This window comes from Bittarella sp. HCP28S3_D9 (assembly GCF_052065655.1).
Taxonomy (GTDB): domain Bacteria; phylum Bacillota; class Clostridia; order Oscillospirales; family Ruminococcaceae; genus Bittarella; species Bittarella massiliensis.
On sequence record NZ_JBQHTP010000008.1, the window covers coordinates 13,776 to 31,291 of the forward strand.

19 protein-coding genes and 1 other annotated feature are annotated in these 17,516 nt (G+C 61.8%); of the genes, 15 read left to right on the top strand and 4 right to left on the bottom strand.

All coding sequences use genetic code 11. From position 1 onward, the window contains the following. Positions 1–44: 44 nt before the first annotated feature. From ACTNAU_RS05875 to ACTNAU_RS05945, 15 genes are all read left to right on the top strand, one after another. Positions 45–629, top strand: a complete 585-nt coding sequence (locus tag ACTNAU_RS05875) for a SpoIIIAH-like family protein (protein ID WP_021659118.1) — start codon at positions 45–47, stop codon at positions 627–629. An 89-nt stretch (positions 630–718) separates the two neighbouring features. After that, positions 719–1,090, top strand: a complete 372-nt coding sequence (locus tag ACTNAU_RS05880; RefSeq protein ID WP_059005103.1) for an Asp23/Gls24 family envelope stress response protein — start codon at positions 719–721, stop codon at positions 1,088–1,090. 93 nt (positions 1,091–1,183) lie between these two features. Beyond that, positions 1,184–1,660 (top strand): transcription antitermination factor NusB, encoded by a 477-nt coding sequence (gene nusB / locus ACTNAU_RS05885; RefSeq protein ID WP_185915162.1) that lies wholly within the window; start codon positions 1,184–1,186, stop codon positions 1,658–1,660. Beyond that, complete coding sequence (locus ACTNAU_RS05890) at positions 1,657–2,595, top strand: peptidase M22 (protein ID WP_185915161.1); 939 nt, start codon at positions 1,657–1,659, stop codon at positions 2,593–2,595. Before nusB ends, ACTNAU_RS05890 begins: the two co-directional genes overlap by 4 nt. Beyond that, positions 2,571–3,830, top strand: a complete 1,260-nt coding sequence (xseA, locus tag ACTNAU_RS05895; RefSeq protein ID WP_441097859.1) for an exodeoxyribonuclease VII large subunit — start codon at positions 2,571–2,573, stop codon at positions 3,828–3,830. The genes ACTNAU_RS05890 and xseA overlap by 25 nt, the downstream gene beginning before the upstream one ends. Then, positions 3,802–4,014 (top strand): exodeoxyribonuclease VII small subunit, encoded by a 213-nt coding sequence (xseB, locus tag ACTNAU_RS05900; protein ID WP_021659123.1) that lies wholly within the window; start codon positions 3,802–3,804, stop codon positions 4,012–4,014. Before xseA ends, xseB begins: the two co-directional genes overlap by 29 nt. Beyond that, positions 4,004–4,888 carry a polyprenyl synthetase family protein gene (locus tag ACTNAU_RS05905; RefSeq protein ID WP_441097860.1) on the top strand — a complete coding sequence of 295 codons (885 nt, stop codon included), beginning with the start codon at positions 4,004–4,006 and terminating at the stop codon, positions 4,886–4,888. The genes xseB and ACTNAU_RS05905 overlap by 11 nt, the downstream gene beginning before the upstream one ends. A gap of 12 nt (positions 4,889–4,900) precedes the next feature. Next, positions 4,901–5,374: a divergent PAP2 family protein gene (locus ACTNAU_RS05910; RefSeq protein ID WP_216401248.1), complete on the top strand. Its 474-nt coding sequence runs from the start codon at positions 4,901–4,903 to the stop codon at positions 5,372–5,374. A gap of 3 nt (positions 5,375–5,377) precedes the next feature. Next, positions 5,378–7,228, top strand: coding sequence for a 1-deoxy-D-xylulose-5-phosphate synthase (dxs, locus tag ACTNAU_RS05915; protein ID WP_441097861.1), 1,851 nt, complete (start codon positions 5,378–5,380; stop codon positions 7,226–7,228). Between the two features lie 4 nt (positions 7,229–7,232). Further along, on the top strand, positions 7,233–8,042 hold the full coding sequence (locus ACTNAU_RS05920) for a TlyA family RNA methyltransferase (RefSeq protein ID WP_441097862.1): 810 nt from the start codon (positions 7,233–7,235) through the stop codon (positions 8,040–8,042). A 24-nt stretch (positions 8,043–8,066) separates the two neighbouring features. Then, the gene (locus tag ACTNAU_RS05925; RefSeq protein WP_216401251.1) at positions 8,067–8,924 is read left to right on the top strand and encodes an NAD(+)/NADH kinase; all 858 of its coding nucleotides are present in this window, start codon (positions 8,067–8,069) and stop codon (positions 8,922–8,924) included. Between the two features lie 3 nt (positions 8,925–8,927). After that, a complete protein-coding gene (locus tag ACTNAU_RS05930; RefSeq protein WP_021659129.1) occupies positions 8,928–9,392 on the top strand; it encodes an arginine repressor in 465 nt (154 codons plus the stop codon). A gap of 10 nt (positions 9,393–9,402) precedes the next feature. Continuing rightward, positions 9,403–11,103 carry a DNA repair protein RecN gene (recN, locus tag ACTNAU_RS05935; RefSeq protein ID WP_441097863.1) on the top strand — a complete coding sequence of 567 codons (1,701 nt, stop codon included), beginning with the start codon at positions 9,403–9,405 and terminating at the stop codon, positions 11,101–11,103. Between the two features lie 23 nt (positions 11,104–11,126). Continuing rightward, positions 11,127–11,372 (top strand) — a binding site (T-box leader). Positions 11,373–11,423: 51 nt separating this feature from the next. After that, positions 11,424–12,653: a tyrosine--tRNA ligase gene (tyrS, locus tag ACTNAU_RS05940; protein WP_441097897.1), complete on the top strand. Its 1,230-nt coding sequence runs from the start codon at positions 11,424–11,426 to the stop codon at positions 12,651–12,653. A gap of 22 nt (positions 12,654–12,675) precedes the next feature. Next, positions 12,676–13,503 carry an alpha/beta fold hydrolase gene (locus ACTNAU_RS05945; RefSeq protein ID WP_441097864.1) on the top strand — a complete coding sequence of 276 codons (828 nt, stop codon included), beginning with the start codon at positions 12,676–12,678 and terminating at the stop codon, positions 13,501–13,503. Positions 13,504–13,582: 79 nt separating this feature from the next. Here ACTNAU_RS05945 and ACTNAU_RS05950 read toward each other — a convergent pair whose 3' ends face one another. From ACTNAU_RS05950 to dapA, 4 genes are all read right to left on the bottom strand, one after another. Continuing rightward, positions 13,583–14,971, bottom strand: coding sequence for an MATE family efflux transporter (locus ACTNAU_RS05950; protein WP_185915154.1), 1,389 nt, complete (start codon positions 14,969–14,971; stop codon positions 13,583–13,585). Positions 14,972–15,339: 368 nt separating this feature from the next. Beyond that, positions 15,340–15,792 (bottom strand): ACT domain-containing protein, encoded by a 453-nt coding sequence (locus ACTNAU_RS05955; RefSeq protein ID WP_185915153.1) that lies wholly within the window; start codon positions 15,790–15,792, stop codon positions 15,340–15,342. A 35-nt stretch (positions 15,793–15,827) separates the two neighbouring features. After that, positions 15,828–16,580 carry a 4-hydroxy-tetrahydrodipicolinate reductase gene (gene dapB, locus ACTNAU_RS05960; protein WP_441097865.1) on the bottom strand — a complete coding sequence of 251 codons (753 nt, stop codon included), beginning with the start codon at positions 16,578–16,580 and terminating at the stop codon, positions 15,828–15,830. Next, on the bottom strand, positions 16,581–17,477 hold the full coding sequence (gene dapA / locus ACTNAU_RS05965) for a 4-hydroxy-tetrahydrodipicolinate synthase (RefSeq protein ID WP_441097866.1): 897 nt from the start codon (positions 17,475–17,477) through the stop codon (positions 16,581–16,583). It abuts the gene before it with no gap. Positions 17,478–17,516 lie beyond the last annotated feature (39 nt).

Here is a 17,516-nt window from a genome sequence, read left to right on the forward strand (position 1 = left end):
GGCACGGGGTGCCCAGAAAAGGCAAAGAAAGGGGTAAACAAATCATGAAAGCAGGAAAGAAGCAGGTCATCTTGGGGGCGCTGGTGCTGGCGCTGAGCGTGGCGGTCTATCTCAACTGGCAGTTCGCCAAATCGGGCAGCGATTTCACCACCACCGACTCCCTCTCGGCGTCGGGCAACTACGGCGACGCCGAGTACGTCAACGGCTCGGGCGACGGCAGTTCCAAGAGCGACGAGGAGCTGGGGGAGAAGGAGGAGACCTCCGCCCCGGTGGAAAAGGGGGAGGAGTACTTCGCCGAGTCCCGCACCAACCGCCAGAAGAGCCGGGATGAGGCCCTGGACAAACTGCAAAAATCCCTCAAGGACACCACCATTTCAGAGGAGGAGAAGAAATCCCTGACCAACTCCCTCTCCTACATGGTCAAGGCGGTGGAGACCGAGGGAAAGATCGAGAGCCTCATCAAGGCCAAGGGCTATTCCGACTGCCTGGTATATATCAATAACGAAAAGGCCGACGCGGTGGTCAAGACCGACGGCCTCAACGAGGACACCGCCAACCAAATCAAGGAGATCATCATCCGCGAGGCCGGCGTCAAGGCGGAAAATATCACAATAACCGAGGTAAAATAGTTGTCTCTCTCCTTTTTTGTGGTATAATATACAGCATACAGGGTGTATGTTATACAGAATGATGCATTGCTATAAAGGAGGGCGCATTGATGGGCGAACCCAATTTGAAGGACACCATCGGCAACCTGAAGGTCTCTGAAGAGGTGCTGGCCACCATCGCCAAGATGGCGGCGGGGGAGGTCAAGGGGGTGGCCCAGGTCACCTGTGAGAACTCCAACATCAAGGGGCTGTGGGCCAAGGCGATCCGCCGCAACCCGGTGGGCATCGAGCTAAACGGCGACATCGCCACGGTGAATATCTGCCTGGACCTCTACCAGGGGGTCAGCATCCCGGACGTCTCCTTGGCTGTGCAAAACAGCGTGAAATCCGCCATCCAGAGCATGACGGGTATCACCGTCTCCAAGGTGAATATCGTCGTGCAGGGGATCGCCTTTGAGAGTGAGAGCGGGGAAGAGCACTGACATTCGCCCCATACCCTCCCGTGTACCGTCACAGGAGGGTATTTTTGTGGGGCGGCCCCACGCCCTATATTCCAACACAGCGAGGAGACAAATATGACCAGAAGTGAATCGAGAGAGGCGGCCTTTGTGCTGACCTTTGAACAGTTTTTCCTGTCCGACGAGAGCGCCGAGGACATCATCGCCGGCGCGAGCGAGTGCGGCACACTGCGGATGAGCCAGTACGCCCTGAACGTCTTTCGCCAGGTGTGCGAGCGCGCCCCCGCTCTGGACGAGCAGATCGCCCGCCACCTGAAGGGCTGGACGCTCGAGCGCATCTCTCCGGTCTGCCGCTCCATCCTGCGGGTGGCCCTGGCCGAGATCGCCGCCGACTTCTGCCCGGTGGGGGTCGCCATCAACGAGGCCGTGGAGCTGGCCAAAAAGTACGGCACCGACGACGACTACGCCTTTGTCAACGGGCTTTTGGGCGCGGTGGCAAAGGAGCTGGGGACGCCCGAAGAGGCCCTGCAGGTCGAGGCGCTGCCCGAAGCGACCGAGGACGAGGAGCTGCCGGTGCAGCCGCAGGAACAATGAAGTACTTTCTCGGCCTCGACACCAGCAACTACACCTCCTCCCTCGCCGTCTGCTCGGCCGAGGGGGAGGTGGTGCAGAATATCCGACTGCCCCTCCCGGTCAAAGAGGGACAGATGGGGCTTCGCCAGAGCGACGCCTGTTTTCTGCACGTCAAAAATTTCAGTGAACTCACCACCTCTATCCTCGGCGGGATCCCCGTCGGGGATGTTCTGGCTGTTGGCGTGTCCGACCGCCCCCGGGATATAGAGGGCTCCTACATGCCCTGCTTCCTGGTGGGGCTCTCCAGCGCTACCCTCATCGCCAACTTGCTGGGGCTGCCCCTCTACCGCTTTTCCCACCAGCAGGGGCACATTGCCGCCGCCCTCTACGGGGGCGGGGCCCTCCCTTACCTACAGGGGCCCTTTCTGGCCTTTCACGTCTCCGGCGGCACCACCGAAGCGGTGCTGGTGGAGCCCGACGGGGAGCGCATCTGCAAGACCACCTACCTGGCCGGCTCCCTCGACCTGAAGGCCGGACAGGCAGTCGACCGGGTGGGGGGGCTGCTGGGGCTGCCCTTTCCCGCCGGCCCGGCGCTGGACAAGCTGGCCTGCCAGAGCGAAAAGCACTACCAGGCCCACCCCACCTTCAAGGGCTGCGATTGCTGCCTCTCCGGGGTCGAAAACCAGTGTCGAAAGATGCTGTCGCAGGGCGAGGCCCCGGCCGACGTGGCCCGCTACTGCCTCGACTACCTGCTGGCCGCCCTGGACGGGATGACCGCCCGGCTGCTGGAGAAGCTGGGGCCGCTGCCCGTCCTCTACTCGGGCGGGGTGATGTCCAACTCCATCCTCTCGGCAACCCTGTCCCAAAAATACGGCGGGGTCTGCGCCCCGGCCAGCTTCTCCAGCGACAACGCCGCCGGCATCGCCCTCTTGTGCAGAGAGAGGTGGGGGAGATGACCGGCGCCGCCCTCACCGTCACCCAGCTCAACGCCTATGTCAAGTCCATCGTCGAGTCCGACGGCAAGCTCAAAGACCTGCTGATCCGAGGGGAGATCTCCAGCTTCCACCGCCACTTTCGCACCGGCCACCTCTTCTTCAGCCTCAAGGACGCCGGCGCCTCCATCAAGGTGGTGATGTTTCAGTCCTATGCCAACCGGCTGGCCTTTTCCCCAGAGGACGGGATGTCGGTGATCGTCCGCGGCACTGTTTCGGTCTTTGAGCGCGACGGGGTCTACCAGCTCTACGCCAAGGACATCCTGCCCGAAGGGGTCGGCGCCCGGCAGCTGGCTCTGGAACAGCTCAAGCGCAAGCTGGCCGCCGAGGGGCTCTTCGACGCCGAGCGCAAAAAGCCCCTGCCGCCCTTTCCCCAGCACATCGCCCTCATCACCTCCAAGTCGGGGGCGGCGGTCAAGGACGTGCTGGGGGTCCTGGCGCGGCGGTACAACCTCTGCACCGTTTCCCTCATCCCGGTGTCGGTGCAGGGGGAGGCGGCCTGCCCCTCCATTGTGCGGGCGCTGCGCTACGTCTCCATCGCCGGGCGGTACGACGCCTGTATCCTCACCCGAGGGGGCGGCAGCCAGGAGGATCTCTGGGTCTTCAACCGGGAGGAGATCGCCCGCGCCATCGCCGACTGCCCGGTGCCGGTCATCTCGGCGGTGGGGCATGAAATCGACTTCACCGTCGCCGACCTGGCGGCCGATTTGCGGGCGCCCACCCCCTCGGCGGCGGCCGAACTGGTGGCCCCCGACAGCGGGGAGATCGCCCGCCAGCTAAACGGCGTCTCCCTGCGGATGGAGACGGCCCTTCACCGCCTCTACACCCGAAAGAAGGAGGCCCTCTACCAGTTGCAGCTGCACCATCGCGCCTGTTCGCCCGCCCAGTTGCTGGGGGAGCGGGGCGAGGGGCTAGCAGCCCTCCGCCACCGGCTGCAGGCGGCCTGCGCCAAGTGGCTGGACAAGCTGGAAGCCGATTGGCGCAGCGCCGCCGACCTCTGCGAGAGCCTAAACCCCGCCAAGGTGCTCTCCCGGGGGTACGCCATTGCACAGAAGGGCGGCGCCGCCGTCCACTCCATTATGCAGATACAACCGGGCGACCGGCTCTCCCTTCGCTTTTGCGATGGCGAGGCCGATTGCACCGTCGACCAGATAGGGGAGGAGCCCAGCCATGCCGACCAAAAAGAAAGCGAGCTTTGAAGAGAACTACCGCGCCCTGGAACAGGCCATCGCCTCGTTGGAGGGGGCCGATCTCCCCCTCGAGGAGGCCCTGTCCACCTACGCCAAGGCGGCGGCCCTGCTGTCCGACTGTTACGGCCAGCTCAAGGCCGCCCGCCAGACGGTGGAGGAAATCAAATTGGAGGGAATGGACGATGAACTGTAGAGAACAGCTCGAGCGCGACCTGGCCGCCATCGAGGCCTTTTTGCAGACCGCCGTCCCCGACGGAGACCCCCTCTACCGGGAGGTGGCCGAGGCCATGCGCTACAGCCTGTTGGCTGGCGGCAAGCGCATCCGCGCCCTCTTTGTCCTCGAGTGCTGCGCCGCCCTGGGCGGCCGGCGGGAGGAGGCGCTCCCCCTGGCCGCCGCCATCGAGATGGTGCACGCCTACTCCCTCATCCACGACGACCTGCCCTGCATGGACGACGACGACCTGCGCCGGGGCAAGCCATCCTGCCACAAGGTCTACGGCGAGGCCACCGCCCTGCTGGCGGGGGACGCCCTGCTGACCTTTGCCTTTGAGACCGCGGCTGGCGCCCCTCTCCCCGAGGAGCTGCGACTGCGGGCGGTGGCAGCTCTGGCCCGCGCCGCCGGCTACCGGGGGATGATCGGCGGGCAGGTCATCGATCTGGCCTATGAGAACAGACCCATGGAGCCGGAGGTGCTGGCCACCCTGCACCGGCTCAAGACCGGCGCCCTCCTCTCGGTGAGCGCCCAGCTGGGGGCCATTGCCGCCGGCGCGGGGGAGGACAGCCAGCGCGCTCTGGGCGATTTTGCCGAGGACGTCGGGTTGGCTTTTCAAATTGCAGATGATATACTGGATGCCGTGGGGGACGAGGCCAAGCTGGGCAAGCCCATCGGCAGCGACGCCCAGCAGGGAAAGACCACCTTTGTCACCCTTTACGGGGTAGAGGCCTCCCGCGAGCAGGTGCGCGCCTGCACCGACCGGGCCCTCTGCAAGCTGCAAAGGGCGGTCCCCGGCGGGCAGGGCGAGTGCCTGGCCCACCTCTGCCAGTCGCTGGTGGACAGAGAAAGCTAAAGGGCGGTTGATATGGATATCTTACGACAGATGTTCGGCAACTACTGTTTAAATGTTGCCCTGATCTCCTGGTTGAGCGCGCAGCTCCTCAAGACGATTTTTACCTTCATCGCCACCAAAAAGCTCAACTTGGAGCGGATGGTGGGGGCGGGGGGGATGCCCAGCGCCCACTCGGCCCTGGTCTGTTCCCTCACTGTGGCCATCGCCCGCACGGTGGGCGTCTCCTCCCCGGAGTTCGCCCTGGCCTTCCTGGTGGCCTGCGTGGTCATGTACGACGCCATGGGGGTGCGCAGGAGCGCAGGAGAACAGGCCAAAGTCCTCAACAAGATCATCTTCACCTGGGAGAAGAGCCAGGACGCCCCCGACGAAGACGAGGACGATATGTTCAAAAAGGACTTGAAGGAGTCCCTCGGCCACACCCCGCTGGAAGTGCTCGGCGGCGCCCTGCTGGGCATTTTGGTGGCCATGCTGGTATCTTTGACGTAGAAGGTGAACGGATTGTCCATTTTACAGCGCATCAACGGACCCAGTGATTTGAAGATGCTCTCCACCGCTGAGCTCAATACCCTGGCGGAGGAGATCCGGGAGCGGCTCATCGAGGTGGTCTCCCAAAACGGGGGCCACCTGGCCTCCAACCTGGGGGTGGTGGAACTCACCATCGCCCTGCACCGCATCTTCACCACCCCCAAAGACGCCATTGTCTGGGACGTGGGGCACCAGTCCTACACCCACAAAATGCTCACCGGGCGCAGGGACCGGATCGACACCATCCGCACCGAGGGGGGGCTTTCCGGCTTTCCCAAGCCGTATGAGAGCGAGCACGACGCCTTTGTGGCCGGGCACGCCAGCACCTCCATCTCCGCCGCCATGGGGCTGGCCGAGGCCAAGCGCCAGCGGGGGGACGACGGCTATGTCATCGCCGTCATCGGCGACGGCGCCTTTACCGGCGGCATGGCCTACGAGGGGCTCAACAACGCCGGCAAGGCCCGGGGCAACCTGATCATCATCCTCAATGACAACGACATGTCCATCTCCAAAAGCGTGGGGTCGGTGGCCAACTACCTCTCGGAGATCCGCACCAAACCGGGCTATTTCCGCTTTAAGGACTCGGTCTCCCACCTCCTCGAGCGCACCCCGGTGGTGGGCCGGCAGATCAAGGACGCCCTGGTCTCCTCCAAGTCAAAGCTCAAGACCGCCATCTACCACAACACCTTCTTTGAGGACCTGGGGTTTGACTACCTGGGGCCCATCGACGGGCACGACATCGACATGCTCTGCGGCGCCCTGATGCGGGCCAAGCGCATCAGCCGGCCCGTTCTCATCCACATTGCCACCCAAAAGGGAAAGGGATACCAGAAGGCGGAGGAAAACCCCGGCGCCTACCACGGGGTCTCCAGCTTCGACATCGAAAAGGGGAACCCCGACATCTCCAACGAGGACTCCTTCTCCACCGCCTTCGGCCGCGCCCTGGTGGGGCAGGCCATCAAAGACCCCTCCATCTGCGGCATCACCGCAGCCATGAAATACGGCACCGGATTGCAGTTTTTCAAACACAAGTACCCCAACCGCTTTTACGACGTGGGCATCGCCGAGGAGCATGCCGTGACCTTTGCATCCGGGCTGGCCACCGGCGGGCTGCGGCCGGTATTTGCCGTTTACTCCACCTTTTTGCAGCGCTGCTACGACCAGATCATCCACGATGTGGCCCTGCAACACGCCCACCTGGTGCTGGCCATCGACAGGGCCGGTCTGGTGGGGCAGGACGGGGAGACCCACCAGGGCATCTACGACGTGTCGATGCTCCAATCCGTCCCCACCATGGCCCTCTACTCCCCCGCCACCTACCGGGAGCTGCGCCACTGTCTGAACGCCTGCCTCTACGGGGAAGAGGGGCCCTGTGCCCTCCGCTATCCCCGCGGAAAGGAGGACAAACGCCTCGCCTTTTTGGACGACCTGCCCTGCGAGGACTACCATCTCTTCCCGGGCAAAAAGAAGGGCGGCAAGGTGGTGCTCACCTACGGCCGCCTCTTTGCCGAGGTCTATCCCGCCGCCCAGAAGGCGGGGGCCGCCGTCCTCAAACTGACCAAGCTCTTCCCCCTGGGGGAAGATGTCTGCGAGCTGCTCTGCTCCTACAAAGCCGTCTACTTTGTGGAAGAGGGGATCCGCAGCGGCGGCGTCAGCGAGCGGCTGGCCTCCCGGCTGGCCGAGAGCGGCTACCGGGGGCGCATCCACATCCGCGCCATTGAAGACGGCATCATCCCCCAGGCCTCGGTGGAGTCGACCCTCGCCCACCTGGGAATGGACGAGGCCGGCATAGCCCGCTTTTTAGAGCAGGAGTGATTGCATGAAGACAAGACTGGACGTCTATCTGACCGAACAGGGGCTGGCGGAGACCCGCCAGAAGGCCCAGGCCTACATCATGGCCGGCGATGTCTACATCAACGGCCAAAAGGCCGACAAGGCCGGCGACACCGTCAAAGAGGGGGACGCCGTCGAACTGCGGGGCGCCAAGTTGCCCTACGTCAGCCGGGGCGGCCTCAAGCTGGAAAAGGCCATGGCCGCCTTTCCCATCTCCCTGAAGGACAAGATCTGCATGGACGTGGGGGCCTCCACCGGGGGCTTTACCGACTGCATGCTGCAAAACGGCGCGCAGAAGGTCTATGCTGTGGACGTGGGGTACGGTCAGCTGGCCTGGAAACTGCGCTCGGACGAACGGGTGGTCAACCTGGAGCGGCAGAATATCCGCTACCTCACCGAAGAGCAGGTCCCCGACGCGCTGGACTTTGTCAGCGTTGACGTCTCCTTCATCTCCCTCTCTCACGTGCTGCCGGTCATCTGGCGCTTTCTCGCCCCCGGCGGCCAGGCCGTCTGCCTCATCAAACCCCAGTTTGAAGCTGGGCGGGAAAAGGTGGGCAAAAAGGGGGTCGTCCGCGACCCGGACACCCACCGCGAGGTCATCGAAAAGGTCATCTCCTTGGCTGGGGAGAACCAATTCGCTGTAAAGGGACTTGACTTTTCACCTGTCAAAGGCCCTGAAGGGAATATTGAATACCTGATTTTCCTGGAAAAGGGAGCGGGGGAGGGGCTGCCGACCATTGGCAGCGAACAGGTCGCCGAAATGGTGACCGCCTCCCACCGGGCGCTTTCCGTCTGATTTAGAGAGAAGGAGGAAGGGCATTTGCACTCTTTTTTCGTCATCCCCAACCTGGACAAGCCGCGCACCCTCAAATACACCCCAGAGGCCTGCCAGATCCTCGTCGACTGCGGGGCCGAGGTCTGGATGCCCGCCTACCTGCGGGAGAAGGTCCATCTCCCCGGCGTTCGCTTTGTCGAATCGGCCGTCGGCTATGACTGGTGCGACTGCATCCTCTGCGTGGGGGGGGACGGCACCCTGGTCCACCAGGCCAAACACGCCATTCATCACGACAAGCCCATCATCGGCATCAACACCGGGCGGCTGGGCTTTCTCGCCTGTATCGACTGCCACCGGCTCGACCTCCTCAAGCAGCTGGTGGCCGACGACTACGCGATCCAGGAGCGGATGGCGCTGGATGCCGTGATCACGCAGGGGGGGAGCGAGCGCTGCTACACCGCCATCAACGACGTAGTGGTCACTGGCGGCACCGTCTCCCGCCTGCTGGACCTGGACATCTGGTGCGGCGAGGAGCAGGTCATCAACTACCGGGCCGACGGGGTCATCGTCTCCACCCCCACCGGGTCCACAGCCTACGCCCTCTCGGCGGGGGGGCCGGTCATCGACCCGGCCATCGACACCTTGGAGATGACCCCCATCTGCCCCCACTCGCTCTTCTCCCGCCCCATCCTCTTCTCTCCGGAGAGCACCCTCGCCATCCGCCAGGGCGCTCGCAACCAAAACGACGTCTACGTCACCATCGACGGCGAGCACTCAGTCAAAATCGGCGGGGGGGACCAGATCCTTATCCGCCGGGCGGACAAAAAGGTCAAGTTCGTCCTGCTGGACCGCAGTGGGTTCTTTAAAGTCATCAAGGCCAAATTCATTGAAAGAGGGGATTGAAACGTGAAAGCAAAGCGCCAGGCCAAAATCATCGACCTCATCTCCCGATACGACATTACCACCCAAGAAGAACTCCTCAAAAAGCTGCAGGAAGAGGGGTTCGCCGTCACCCAGGCCACCATCTCTCGGGACATCAAAGAGCTGCGCCTGGTGAAGAGCCTTTCGCGCGAGGGCGTCTACCGCTACACCACCCCCCAGCGCCCGGGCAGTGCGGGCGGCGTCAACTTCAACTACTCGATCATCATTGCCGAGGCCCTGCGCCAGGTCGACTACGCCCAGAACATCGTCTGCGCCTTCTGCTACAAGGGGCTGGCCTCTGCAGCCTGCGCCGCCTTTGACGAGATGCAGTGGAACGGCTTTGTGGGCTCCCTGGCGGGGGACGACACCTTTTTTATCTTGATGAAGAGCGAGGAGTACGCCCGGGAGCTCTGCGAGGAGCTGCGGACCTACATCCCCCAGAACAGGTAGGAAGAGCGCCATGTTGCGAACACTCTACATTGAAAATGTCGCCGTCATCCAGCGGGCAACCCTGCCGCTGGAGGCGGGGCTCAACGTCCTCACCGGCGAGACCGGCGCGGGAAAATCCATCCTCATTGGCGCGGTCAACGCCATCTTGGGCAACCGCACCTCCAAGGACATGGTGCGCCAGGGGGCCGACAGGGCCCTGATCAGCGCCCTGTTTGAGGAGCTCTCCCCGGCGGTGGCCGCCCGGGCGGAGGAGATGGGGTACGACTGTCCCGACGGCAGCCTGCTGATCGTGCGGGAAATCGGGCGCGACGGCAGAAACACCTGCAAGATCGGCGGCCGTCCGGCCAACGTGTCCATCCTCAAGGAGTTGGGGCAGCTGCTCATCAACGTCCACGGCCAGCACGACAGCCAGCAGCTGCTGGACGAGAAGAGCCACATCCGGGTGCTGGACACCTACGGCCAGTTGGAACCCCTGCTCGAGCGCTACCAGGCTCAGTATGTCAAGGTGCGGGACCTCAAGCGCACCATCGCCGACTTGGAGGCCCGCCGCAGCGAGCGGGAGCGACAGATCGACCTGCTCTCCTACCAGATCGGCGAGATCACCGAGGCCGACCCGGCCCCCGGCGAAGACCTGGTGCTGGAAGAGCAGATCAACAAGGCCAAATACGCCGAACTCATCGCCCAGAACCTGCAGGCCGCACAGGACTGTTTGAACGGCGGGGAGGAGGGGAGCGGCGCCATCGGCCTGCTGCAGACGGCAGCCCAGTCCCTGCAAAACATCCGCGAATACCTGCCCGCCACCGGCGCGGTGGGGGACAAGCTGACCGCCCTCCTCTACGAGCTGCAGGAGCACGCCGCCGACCTCTCGGCCCTTTCGGGCGGGCCGGATGCGGACGCCTATGTGGACATCGACTTTTTGGAAAACCGCCTGGCCACCCTGCAGCAACTGGAGAAAAAATACGGCGCCACCCTCGACGAGGTGCTCGCCTACCGGGACGACTGCCAGCGCCAGCTCGAGGCCCTTGCCGGCAGCGACGAGGAGATCTTCTCCCTCAAAGAGCAGATGCGCGACGAGCTGCGCACTGCCACCGACCTGGCCCAGCAGCTCTCGGCCAAGCGCAAAAAGGCGGGGGAGCGGTTCTCCGCCGCCATCTGCCGGGAGCTGGCCTTCCTCAACATGAGCGGGGTCACCTTTGTCACCGAGGTGGTCTCCGAGCCCAAGCTCCACCGGGACGGGATGGACGCCGTCCGCTTCCTCATCTCGGCCAATGTGGGGGAGGCGCCCAAATCCATCTCCAAAATCGCCTCCGGGGGCGAGCTCTCCCGCATCATGTTGGCCATCAAAAACATCCTCGCTGAGAAGGACCAAATCGACACCCTGATTTTTGATGAGATCGACACCGGGGTCAGCGGCAGCGCCGCCCAAAAAATCGGCCAAAAACTCAAAGAGACCGCCGCCTCCCACCAAATCATCTGTGTCACCCACTCGGCCAGCCTGGCCGCCTATGGGGGCAACCACCTGCTGATCTCCAAGCACTCCGACGGGGTGTCCACCTTTACCGACATCCGCCCGCTGGGGGAGGAGGACCGGGTGCGGGAGTTGGCCCGCATCATCTCCGGCGACGCGGTCAGCGGGGTATCGCTGCAAAATGCGCGGGAAATGCTCGCCCGCGCCCAGGGCGGTGTTGACAACCGCCTGGCAAACGGGTAAGATACAGGTAATGCAAAAATTGCTTACAGGCAGAGAAGGGGACCAGTACCGCCGGTCCAAAGTCCCAAGAGAGCTTTCATTTGCTGAGAGAAAGCGGCTTTTCCGGCGGGAATACACCCCTGAGCCGCCCTTTTGAACCCGGTTTTGACCGGCAGTAGGGAGGGCCGTCCGGCGCCCGTTACCGCGCCCCAACGAGGCCGTCGCCCCTCCAACATGGGTCGGGAGACGGCAAACTGAGGTGGTACCGCGCGTGAAAACTCGCCCTCTGTGCACAAAATATGCACAGAGGGCTTTTTTTATCAAATGAAAAAGGAGAATGTATCGTGGGAATCTTTAATGAACTGCAGGCCCGGGGGCTCATCGCCCAGTCGACCAACATGGAGAGGGTGGAAGAACTGCTCAACGGCGACAAGCCGGTCACCTTCTACATCGGCTTTGACGCCACCGCCGACAGCCTTCACGTGGGGCACTTTCTGCAGCTGACGGTGATGCGGCGGCTGCAGCAGGCCGGTCACCGCCCCATTGCCCTGCTGGGCGGCGGCACCACTCTGGTGGGCGACCCCACCGGCAAGACCGACATGCGCAAGATGCTCACCAAGGAGGAGATCGCCCACAACGTGGAGCGGTTCCAGCAGCAGATGTCCAAGTTCGTCGACTTCACCGACGGGCGCGCCCTGGTGCTCAACAACGCCGACTGGCTCTGCAAGCTAAATTATCTGGACTTTCTGCGGGATGTTGGTGTATACTTTACAGTGAACAAGATGCTCACCGCCGAGTGCTTTAAATCCCGCATGGAGAAGGGCCTCTCCTTTATCGAGTTCAACTACATGATCATGCAGAGCTACGACTTCCTGCACATGTACGACGCCGTCGGCTGCACCATGGAGCTGGGTGGCGACGACCAGTGGGCCAACATCCTCGGCGGGGTGGACTTGATCCGCCGCGTCAAGAGGGAAGAGGCCTACGGCATGACCTTCACCCTGTTGACCACCAAAGAGGGCAAGAAGATGGGCAAGACCGAGAGCGGCGCCGTCTGGCTCGACCCCGAGAAGACCAGCCCCTACGAGTTCTTCCAGTACTGGCGCAACATCGACGACGCCGATGTCATCAACTGCATGAAGATGCTCACCTTTATGCCCCTGGAGGAGATTGCCCAGTACGAGGCGCTGCAGGACCGGGAGATCAACCGCGCCAAGGAGAAACTGGCCTTTGAGCTGACCAAGCTGGTTCACAGCGAGGAGGATGCGCAGAAGGCCCTCGAGGCGTCCAAGGCCCTTTTCGCCGCCGGTTCCGCCTCTGAGCACATGCCCACCACCCCCCTCGACCAGTCCCTGGTGCAGGACGGCTCCGTCGGTCTGCTGGATCTGATGGTGATGGCCGGTCTGACCCCCTCCAAAGGGGAGGCCCGGCGGCTGGTGCAGCAGGGCGGCGTCAGCGTCGGCGAGGAGAAGATCGCCGACGCCCAGCACCGCGTCTCCCTGGACGCGTTCAAAGACGGCTTTATCATCATTAAAAAGGGGAAAAAGACCTTCCACAAAATCACCCTGTGACAAAAAAGAGAGGTGTGCGCAGATGACGACAGAAGTGTTTGGCGTACCGGTCGAGTACAAGATCGTGGGGGAGGGGACTCCCGTTCTCTGCATCCACGGCTGGACCGAGAGCATGGTGCAGATGGAGCACAGCATCGAACCGGTGTTTGCCCCCTTCATCAGCTACAAGCGGATCTACTTTGACCTGCCCGGCATGGGCAAGACCCCCCGCTGCGACCAGGTCAAAAACAGCGACGACATGCTGCAGTTTGTCAAAACTTTTGTCGAGCAGGTCATTCCCGACGGGCGGTTTTTGGCCATCAGCCGCTCCTACGGCGGTTACATCCTCCGGGGCCTGCTGGCGGCCATGCCCGAGCGCATCATGGGCGGCATCTTCATCTGCCCGCTGGTCGAGCCCGTCCGCCAAAAGCGCATCCTCCCCAACTTCAAGGTGGTCTACCGCAACGAGGAACTCATCAAGCAGCTGCCCGCCTCGCACCGGGTACTCTTTACCAACCTCTTTGTCATTCAGGATCAGTACACCTACGACCGCTTCTTGGATGAACTTGCCTCGGCAGCTGCCATCGACGAACCCTACCTGCGCAGCATCAGCCACTCCCCGGGGTACGCCTTCAGCGAACTGCCCGAGGAAAACGGCCTCTGCGACGTGCCCACCCTCTTTTTCCTGGGCAAACAGGACAACGTGGTGGGCTACACCCAGTGTGTCGATTTGGTGAGGGACCACTACACCCGCCACTCACTGCTGCTGTGGGAGAATGCCGGTCACAACCTGGAGATCGAGCACCACAACCTCTTCTGTGAGACGGTCAAGAGCTGGTTGCGGGGAATCGAAAACGAAGAGAGCCTTTAAAGCCCGCACAGCAAAATAGAGAAGAGCCCCCGGTGTTTCTGAACAAGCACCGGGGGCTCTTTTTGAAGGGTTTTCTTTTTTAGACTTCGAGGGACTCGTCAAATTCCGCTTCGCGCACCACAATGGTCCGCTTCCACTTGTCGGTCTTCCAGCGCCAGAAAGAGGCGAGCACCTCAAAGAGGGCGGCAATGGGGATCGAGTAGTAGACAGCGGCAAAGCCAAAGGGCTTCATCATCACCAGGGCGGCCAGATAGCGGACCACCATCCCCGCAATGGTGATGAACATCACCATATTCATGTCGCCCACCCCTTTGAGGGTGTTTTCATAGACGTTTCGCAGCCCGCTCAAGAAGGTGAATGTCACGATAAAGCGCACCATCACCGAGCCAATGTCGATAATTTGCTGCGAACCCTCGCCGCTGATGAACCACGAGACGATGGTGGGCCCCAGTAAAAAGACCACCGCCGACACCGAGACACAGAAGATGAGGGAGAGCAGGTTGCCCATCTTGACGCCTTCCCGCACCCGCTTGATCTTCCCAGCGCCGATGTTCTGGGCCGTAAAAGCGCTCATGGCCACGCCGATGCTCATGGCCGGCATAAAGGTGATGTTGTCCACCTTGTTGGCTGCAGTGTAGGCCGCGATATAGGCGGTGCCGTAGTTGTTGATGATCCCCTGCATCATGATGCCCACCAGGGAGACCGAGCTCATCTGAATGGTGGAGGGGATGGCCAGCTTGAACATCTTCATGGCCATTTCGTTGTTGTAGTAGCGGGCCCATCCGGTCTCGTCTGGCTGTTCCAGGAAGGCGATCTTCTTGTAGAGCACGATCCAGGAGATGACGCAGCAGACGGTCTGACTGAGGATGGTGGCGATGGCCACGCCGGCAACCCCCCAGCCGAAGTTGATGACAAAGACCAGATCCAAGACGATATTCAAGATGGTGCAGATGATCAGGAAGTAGAGCGGGGGTTTGCTGTCGCCCAGGGCGCGGTAGACCGCGGAGAGGGCGAAGTAGAGGAAGTTGAAGGCCAGGCCGCCCATGTAGATGCACAGGTAGATATTGGCCCCATCGATGATGTTGGCCGGGGTGTTGATCATCCGCAGGATGGGCTTGCAGATGAAAATACCCACGATCCCCAGAGCGGTGGCGACCACCCCTTCAAAAATCAAAAAGGTGGTGATGGACTTGCGGCAGCGCTTGTGGTCGCCTGCGCCGAAGTACTGGCCGATGACCACTCCGCCGCCGGCGGACATGCCGTTGGCAGCCGCGACAAACAAAAAGAAAATGGGGCTGCTTGCCCCAACGGCCGCCAGCGCATCCGCGCCGACCCAGTTGCCGACAATGATCGTGTCGGCGATGTTGTAAAACTGCTGGAAGATGTTTCCCAGCAACATGGGGAGCATGAAGAAGAAGAGCTGCTTCATGATGTGGTCCCCACGCGTCATATCGTTTCTCTGATTCAAATATGACCCTCCTCTTTTAAAACTCGACATCGTTAATAATGATACAATATTCTTTTACAAAAAGCAAACACATGACAGCCGATTTAAGGGCTATTTGACCAAATTCCACGCTATTTTTGAGGCCAATCTTTTTTCAATTTTTTTATATATCCTGCACAAATATTTATGCAAATTTTGCACAACAAAACGGGCCTCCAAGTTGGAGGCCCGTTTCTATCACGCGATTTCGCCCTTTAGCATCAACTTCGGCCGGGAAGGGAAGTCATTGCCACCGCTCTCCCGTCAGACTGTTCTGTTGTGCCGTCTTTTAGACTGCACTCTGCAAAAGCAAACCGCCTTCTTTGGTACAAAGCAGAGAAAAGGAGGCGCTATCCCTCCAGCGCCGCTTTGGCCGCGCTCAGATTTCCGGCGGGCAGCAGCAGGGAGATGTCGGTCTCTGATGTGGTGATCATGGCGATGGAGGCGCCGCTTTGCTTGACCGCGGCGATCACTGCCGCCGCCACGCCGGGGCAAAACTGCATCTCCTCCCCCTCGGCCACCAGCTTGGCGTACCCGTCGGAGATGGAGAACTTGATTTCGGGAAAATCCCTGCGGATGGCCCCCAGCACCTCGACCACCTTGACGTAATATCGGTTGGAGGTGGTGAAGGAAAAACTGCAGGTGGCATCCTCAGAGGTGGTGAGGGAGATCATGTCCAGGTTGACGTCCACCTTGGCAATCTCCAAAAAGACCTCTTCCAAAAACTGCGACTGACCGTCGATGTTGCGGAAGGTGACCACCATCTGGTCCTCAACCGCCGCAATACTGGTTACACCAATCATCTTTGCCCATCCTTTCTCTTGCAAGGCATCTCCCTTTACAGGAGGGAGGCCATGTCGTACAGGCCGGGTTTCTGTCCCGCCAAAAAGACCGCTGCGTTGACCGCCCCCACGGCAAATACCTCTTTGGAGGCAGCGCTGTGACGCAAGGTGAGCACCTCGTCGCGACCGGCAAAAATCACCTCGTGCTCGCCGACGATGGTGCCGCCCCGCACCGAGTGGATGCCCAGCTCCTCTTTGCCGCGCTTCTGGCGAACGCTGTGGCGGTCATAGACGTACTCGTAACGTCCGTCTGCCACCTCGTTGATGGCGTCGGCAAGCATCAGGGCGGTGCCGCTGGGGGCGTCCACCTTCTGGTTGTGGTGCTTCTCTACGATTTCAATGTCAAACTGTCCCCCCAGCACCTGCACTGCCTTTTTTGCCAGGGCGGAGAGGAGGTTGATACCCAGGGACATGTTGGCGCTGAAGAAGATGGGCACCTCTTTGGCGCTCTCCCTGATTTCAGACACCTGCTCGGGTGAGAGGCCGGTGGTACAGATCACCGCCGGCACCTTTTTCTCCCGGGCGAAGCGCAAAATTTCTCCCAGTAGGGAGGGGTGGGAGAAATCGACGATCACATCCCCCTCCAGGGGGCACTCCCCGATGGAGCGGTAGAGGGGGAAGGGGAGACCCTCTGCCGGCCCGGCGATGTCGATTCCCGCTGCGATTCGGCAGTCCTCCCGCTCGGACACGCACTGGCTGACCACCCGGCCCATCTTTCCGAGGGCGCCTGCAAGCAAAATATCGACCATCTATCTGCCCTCCACCAGGCCGTTTTGGACCAAAATCTCCCGCAGGGCGGCCAACTGACCCTCCGCCATGGAGCAGAGGGGAAGGCGGCATTCACCCACGCCCAGCCCCATCAGGTTCATGGCGTCCTTCACCGGGATGGGGTTGACGTCCATAAAGAGGGCGTTGATCAGGGGTAGCAGTTTCAGCTGCAGGGCGGCGCTCTCGGCAGTCTTGCCGTCAAAGTAGAGCTGGCAGATCTCGTGCGCCTCCCTGGGCATCACGTTGGAGAGCACCGAGATGACCCCCTTGCCCCCGAGGGAGAGGATGGGAACGATCTGGTCGTCGTTGCCCGAATAGACGTCCAGACAGCCGCCGCAGGCGGCAAACAGCTTGGCGATTTCGGAGATGTTGCCGTTTGCCTCCTTCACCGCCACAATGTTGGGGTGTTTCCCCAGTTCCCGGTAGGTGTCGATTTGAATGCCCACCCCGGTGCGGGAGGGGACGTTGTAGAGGATCACCGGCAGGTCGGTGGCGTCGGCAATGGCGGTAAAGTGCTTGACCAGCCCCCGCTGTGAGGTCTTGTTGTAGTAGGGGGTGACGTGCAGCAGGGCGTCGGCCCCCGCCTCTTTGCTGAGTTTGGACAGCTCCACCGCCACAGCGGTGTCATTGCTGCCCGCACCGGCCACCACCGGCACCCGGCCGGCCACCTTTTTTACGGTGTAGCGCACCACGTCCATGTGCTCCTCGTGGCTCATGGCGGCGGATTCGCCGGTGGTCCCGCAGGTGACGATGCAGTCGGTGCCGCTCTCGATCTGCCAGTCAATGAGCTCCCCCAGCTTGGGGTAGTTGACCTGGCCGTCCTCCAAAAACGGGGTCACAATGGCCACGCCGGCGCCGGTAAATACAGTTTTCTTCATCGGTGACACTCCTCCCAGTCAAAAAGCGCAAAGGCCGCG